Annotated in this window: 5 protein-coding genes; 2 read left to right on the top strand and 3 right to left on the bottom strand. The window is 35.3% G+C overall.

Features of this window, described 5'->3' with window-relative positions:
* Positions 1-121 precede the first annotated feature (121 nt).
* The gene (tkt, locus tag AC1VAQ_RS20505; protein ID WP_479904480.1) at positions 122-2101 is read right to left on the bottom strand and encodes a transketolase; all 1980 of its coding nucleotides are present in this window, start codon (positions 2099-2101) and stop codon (positions 122-124) included.
* A 137-nt stretch (positions 2102-2238) separates the two neighbouring features.
* Here tkt and AC1VAQ_RS20500 point away from each other — a divergent pair, with 137 nt between their 5' ends.
* A complete protein-coding gene (locus AC1VAQ_RS20500) occupies positions 2239-3285 on the top strand; it encodes an AP2/ERF family transcription factor (RefSeq protein ID WP_479904479.1) in 1047 nt (348 codons plus the stop codon).
* A 64-nt stretch (positions 3286-3349) separates the two neighbouring features.
* Here AC1VAQ_RS20500 and AC1VAQ_RS20495 read toward each other — a convergent pair whose 3' ends face one another.
* Together AC1VAQ_RS20495 and AC1VAQ_RS20490 are read right to left on the bottom strand one after the other, a co-directional pair.
* On the bottom strand, positions 3350-4372 hold the full coding sequence (locus tag AC1VAQ_RS20495; RefSeq protein ID WP_302595948.1) for a 5-(carboxyamino)imidazole ribonucleotide synthase: 1023 nt from the start codon (positions 4370-4372) through the stop codon (positions 3350-3352).
* 22 nt (positions 4373-4394) lie between these two features.
* Positions 4395-5057: a hypothetical protein gene (locus AC1VAQ_RS20490; RefSeq protein WP_302595950.1), complete on the bottom strand. Its 663-nt coding sequence runs from the start codon at positions 5055-5057 to the stop codon at positions 4395-4397.
* Positions 5058-5354: 297 nt separating this feature from the next.
* Between AC1VAQ_RS20490 and AC1VAQ_RS20485 the strand changes: the two genes are divergently transcribed.
* Positions 5355-6167, top strand: a complete 813-nt coding sequence (locus AC1VAQ_RS20485) for a rhomboid family intramembrane serine protease (protein WP_302595953.1) — start codon at positions 5355-5357, stop codon at positions 6165-6167.
* Positions 6168-6613: the final 446 nt, after the last annotated feature.

Raw genomic sequence — 6613 nt, 5'->3', positions numbered from 1 at the left:
AATATATGTTTTTATCGCGACTTGGAGCGCAGCGACGGAGCAGCAAAAATATATATTCAAATTTATCCACACACCCCCCCAACAAAAAAAAGGCCTCGGCAATTTGCCGAGGCCCATTTTTTTATAGGATTTCTCTCGCTACTTTTACTACGTTATCTACTGTAAATCCATATTTTTCGAAGATTAGACCAGCTGGTGCTGATTCTCCGAAGTGATCGATAGCAATAACAGCACCTTCAAGTCCTGTGTATTTATGCCATCCAAATGGAGAAGCTGCTTCAATTGCAACTCTCTTAGTTTTGTTTGATGGAAGAATACTTTCTTTGTATTCTTTAGATTGCTCTTCAAATACATCCATAGATGCCATACTTACAGCTGCTGCTTTGATTCCTTCTTTAGCAAGTTCTTCTGCTGCTTTAACTGCAAGTTGTGTTTCTGAACCTGAACCGATAAGAATGATATCTGCATCTTTTGGTTCAACACCAGCTACAACATAAGCACCTTTTTTAGCGTCTGCACCTGTGTTTTCAAGATAAGGGAGGTCTTGTCTTGAAAGAACGATTGCAACTGGTTCTGTTTTGCTATTTAATGCATATTCCCAAGCTGCTACTGTTTCTTTAGCATCTGCTGGTCTGAATGTTACCATGTTTGGTGTACTACGAAGCATAGCAAGTTGTTCGATTGGTTGGTGAGTTGGACCATCTTCTCCAACACCGATGCTATCGTGTGTCAGTACATAAGTTACAGGTAATTTCATAAGTGCTGCAAGACGCATTGGATTTTTCATGTAATCGCTAAATACGAAGAATGTAGAGCAGAATGTTTTAAGACCGCCGTGAAGAGCGATACCATTTGCTGCTGCACCCATTGCATGTTCACGAATACCAAAGTGAAGGTTTTGACCTAAATAATCATCACTACTAAAGTCACCTTTTCCGTTCATGTAAGTTTTAGTAGATGGTGCAAGGTCAGCTGAACCACCGATGATGTTTGGCACGCGGTTTACCATTTCGTTAATAACTTCAAATGAAGCATTACGTGTAGCTTTTTTAGAAGCTGTATCAGAATATTTTTCGTAAAGATCTGATAAGTCTACTTCACCTTCAGAGAACCATTGTTTCCACTCAGCAGCAAGTTCTGGGTAAGCTTTTGCATAGCTTGCAAATAACTCGTTCCATGCTGCTTCTTTTTCCTCACCTGCTTTTACAACTTCAGCAAGGTGTGCTTTTACTTCGTCAGATACGAAGAATTCATCTTTTTCGCATCCTAAGAATTCTTTCATTTCAGCAATATTGTCTACGCCAAGAGGTTCACCATGAGCTGATGCTTTCCCTTGTTTTTTAGGACAACCATAACCGATTTGTGTTTTTACTTCGATGAAGCTTGGTTTGTCTAAATTAGCTTTTGCAGCTTTGATAGCTTTTGCAATAGCCTCTGTATCATTACCATCTTCTACTAAGAATGTTTCAAATCCTTGTGCTTCGAAACGTTCTCTTACATTTTCTCTAAATGCAATATCTGTATTTCCTTCAATAGTAATGTTATTTGAATCGTAAAGTACGATTAATTTACCAAGTTTAAGTGTTCCAGCAAGTGCTGCTGCTTCATAAGAAATACCTTCCATTAAGCATCCATCACCAACTAATGCATAGCTGTAGTGATCTACTACATTGTAGCCATCTCTGTTGAATTTAGCTGCTAAATGTTTTTCTGCCATAGCCATACCTACAGCTGTAGCGATACCTTGTCCAAGTGGTCCTGTTGTTGTTTCAACACCAACTGTATGACCGTATTCAGGATGTCCTGGTGTTAAACTTCCTTCTTGACGGAAGCCTTTAAGGTCTTCAATTGTTAATCCATATTCAAATAAATGAAGTAATGTGTAAAGAAGAGCTGATCCATGCCCTGCTGAAAGCACGAAACGGTCTCTGTTTTCCCATTTTGGATTTTTAGGATTGTGATTCATTTCTTCTGCCCATAATGTATAAGCCATAGGGGCTGATCCAAGTGGAAGACCTGGATGTCCTGAGTTTGCCTTTTGAATTGCTTCTGCGGCAAGCACTCTAATTGTGTTAATGGTTTTCTGTGATACTGCGTTCATTTTTTTCCTCCTTAAAGATAAACGGTTTTCTTAGGCTCTCATTCATTTTTATTATACTGTTTTTTTGTAGTATTGTATATCCTTTAGTGACTTAATTTTACAAATGCGTTATCATAAAAACTAAGGATGGTGATTTTATGTCTTATATTTATCCAACTATTAAAGGTGATGTTACTACATATAAGGTCTACTTTCTTTATTCAAAAAAGAAAATATACTTAGGAACTTATGACTGTCATGAAAAAGCTGCTAGGGCCCTTGAAGAAGCAAATCACATCATGAATGCTCCCTTTGGTCACTTAGACTTTACCTCTTCGGTAATTGATTATAAAAAAGTTATCACTCTTTGTAATTTTAGGGATCACAAAGTTTATATTAAAAATCCTATTTATCTTAAAGATAAATACTTCTATTATTATTTATCTAAAGATATTATTTTAACCTTTGACATGAAAGATTTATTATTTTTTTCGACTTATAAGATTTGTAAACGTGGCAATTACCTTTATATCCAAGATAATATTTCTCAACAGAGTCTTTTGAATCGTTTTGGTATTTTAAGCCATAGTATATCTGGTAAGGACTATCTTTTTAAAAATGGTAATTCTTATGATTTTAGAAGGGATAATATTGAAATTATTAATACTTATAAAGGTGTTAGTAAAAAAACTAAAAATCAAGAAACTTTTTATACTGCTAGCATTTATACGGACAAGCCTATCACCTTAGGCTACTACAGCTCTGAAATTGAAGCTGCCATCGCTTATAATAAGGCCATTGACTTCCTCATGGCTCATTCAAGCAACTGCCGTAACTATATTCCAAATGACATTCCTTTCTTAACAAGGGCAGAGTATAATGCGATTTATGAGAATATTCAACTTTCACCAAGGCTCAAAAATCCTAATGCCATCAGAAAGCGTGCACTCAATGGTAATACTTATCGTGGTGTAAGCCAGACCAAAAGTGGATACCGTGCTAATATTGGTTATAATAAAAGGCAAATTCATTTGGGCATTTATCCTACTGAAAAACGTGCTGCTCAAGCTTATAACTTTGCCTCTTTTTACTTATTTGGCACAAATGGGCATATTAATGAAATCGCCCCTCTCATTCACGATGCGGATGCTCAAAAAATAGCTGGACATTTAGAAAAACATAATTTAACCAAGAAATCACATTAAACCTCATTTAACACAAAAGAGTGGTTATTGCATCATTTACATTCTGCAATAGCCACTCTTTTATTTAAATATTACTTTTAGTAATGCAAAGATTTGTAAGACCTAAGTTGTACATATGATATGCTCTGTTCTTCTCTTCTACTTTACCAGATGCTTTGTCTGCTGCTTTAATACTGCCATGTGCGTAACTTTCTAATGTTGGCGCAATCACTGGCATATGCATAATAAGATGCATATACTGCTCGTAAATAGACATATCATGTGCTTCTAATGTTAAAAGTGCTGCCATATCAATTTCTGGCTTTACTTCTATCATTTCCAAACTCTTATTTGCCTTAATGCCATATTTGATAGTATAAACACCGGCACCTTCTAACTCTTTAATAAGTTTACGATCAAGACGTGCAATCTTTTGAATCATTGTCTTTGTTAAATCATCTGCTACTTTTACACTGCAAACTTCTTTTCCTTCATAAGTTACTTCTAATGGGTCATAAATATTTGCTTTACCATTTTCATCTACGATTACAAGACTAATTATAGTTCTTGCATACTCTGGAATAAGCTGAATAGCAAAGCTATCAATATTCTCATCCATATCTAAAATAAAGTCTGCCATATCTTCATGTGTTTCAATACGTTTAAGTTCACTGCGACTGCCACATTGTTTAATAAAATTAAATGGTAAGCTAAGTCCTTCTACTTTCTCAAATGCCATTTCTCTATTATCTTGATAAAAGGTCCCCGCTGTTGGAATCTCTAATACTTCTAAAAGCTCAAGGAAGCCTTTTGGATTGCTCATTTCACCCATAGCTGCCTTTGATGGATACGTACTGCAGTGCAGCTTACACTCTAGTGGAAAATCCAACTGTTGATTGAAAATAATCGCATCCACTCGTAAACTTAACTTCTCAATATTTTCATTATTAATTGTTGCTAAAATATGTTCTGAGGCAACTTGACCGCCAATACAATCTACCTTTGGATCTAATAAAGTTGTAGCAATTCCTGCTTTAGCTGCTTCAATGCAAAGCATTAAGGCAGATACACCGCCACCTACTATTCCGACTCTCTTTACGAAACTCATCTTTTTTCTCCTCTTAAATAACTTATTTACTTTCTAATAAGTATCTCATTACTTCTACTGTTTTATCAATATCTTTTACAGTGGTTGTAATCCCTAACACAATATCTTCTCCTAAAGCACTTCCTGGGAAGTTGTCGAGCTTAGATATTTTTATGCCATATACGTGTTGTTCACCTTCTGTAATATTGAAATTCTCATCCTTATTATAACCTGCAATAACGAGTTGGTCTTTATATTCTTCTAAAAGTTCTTTGCACTCTGGTATTTCATCTAAGGCCATAAACATATCTTGCCCTGTTTCTCTTAGATAATTATCAAAAGCTACAGGTGGAAGCCCTAACATATCTAATTCCTTCGTTGTAATCTGAAGCGCTATTTTTTGAGCTGTTGCAAGTTCCATCTCCGTTGACTTTGTCCAGTCTACTACACTAATTGTAATGCCTGCATCAAACTTTTCCTTATAATCCGCAATGACTGCATCTCTATTTTCGTCTGTATAAATCTGACCTGCTAAGGTTATATCTACACTGTTAACTTCCTTAGGTGATAAAATAGCTACTACTAAATTAATCACCAGGACAGCTGCTACTATTACAAATAATGCTGGCTTTCTATAGTACTCCCACAAGTGCTCCACTTTCTCTTTAAATGTCATCTCACTAAATGACTTTCCGTACTTCTCCACGCTTTCTGCCTCCTCTATACCTGCCCCTTTGAATAAACCTTAGCCTATGCTATACTTGACTTAAGCTTATTCAATATTTCTTTATATTGTATACTTCATAATGTTATATACTAAAATATAGTATATTTTCTATGTAAGTAAGACTTAGTAAGCCTATTTATATGGTCTATGATTAGTTTTATGAAAAATACAATATACAAAGTATAATATACTTGGCAAGATTTCGATTTTTATTATAAACTATGCTATATTATAAATCAAAATTATATTATTCGTATGAATTTAAAGGAGGTACTCATGAACTTTTTAGACAAGTTAGAGCGTAAATATCGAAGATATGCCATTAATGATTTAATGAAATATATCATCATTGGTAATGGTGTCATTTTTCTTTTAGAAATGATTACACGAATTAGTATTTCAAGTTTACTCTCATTTAACTTAACAGCCATTTTACATGGGCAGATCTGGAGACTTGTAACTTTTGTTTTCATTCCAGATAGTAACAGCATTATTTTCTTATTCTTTATGCTGTATTTATATTATTCAATAGGTGCAGCACTAGAAGATGCCTGGGGAACATTTAAGTTTAATATTTACTATTTCTCAGGTGCACTCTTTACAATGATTGCATCAAGTATCTTTACACTTATTACAGGATACAGTATCTCTGCTACAGCTTATTATATTAACTTATCGTTATTTTTAGCTTATGCAACCTTATTCCCAAATGTAGAGTTCTTAATGTTCTACATTTTACCTGTAAAGGTTAAGTACTTAGCTCTTTTAGACATAGCGTTCTTAGTATATCAGTTCATTATGCCTGGTATTGGTCAAAAGGTTTTAATCATTGTATCTCTACTTAACTTCTTAATCTTCTTTGGCAGTTCTATAAAGGGCCGCAAGCCTACAGCTACTCAAAAGAACTTTAGAAAACAAAAACGTGAACTTAAACAAGGTGATCCTATTCACGTTGCCTTCCATAAATGCAGCGTGTGTGGAAAGACAGAACTTACTGACCCTGATATGGAGTTCAGATATTGCTCTTCTTGTAATGGAAATTATGAGTACTGTATGGATCATCTTAAGAATCATGAGCATAAAAAGTAGAAGATAATAAAGTGCTTAATGGTAGGGGTGCAAGAGGAGGGCCGCAAGGAAATGGAGTCGTGGGTAGCTGCACTCTACGGAATTTGTGATGCTCTAAGCTCGTAGTATAAAGCAACGTGGTGAACTCATGCGCTCGGTTCATCGCGCTATTCAGACAGCACCACTAAAACTGCTTTATACTACTTCACAAGAGCATCATCAAATTCCTCCGAAGGCAGACTACCCACGACTCCATTCCCCTGCTCTCCATTGCACGACTATTAAGCATAATCTGGGTGAGCGGAAAAAAGATACAGTTAATGTTCTTACAGTAAAACATATTAAAAGAAACTATTGCAAAAGGCATAGCTAATTTATAATAATGTGTACTAAAAATAGGCTACTGCTATGCAGTAGTCTCAGATTGTTGACAAAAAGGTTCTAGAATGCATTGCATTCCAGAACCT

Source organism: Cellulosilyticum sp., from assembly GCF_982396655.1.
Note: the sequence above shows the minus strand (reverse complement) of the source record. Positions and strands in the feature narration are given on the sequence as shown.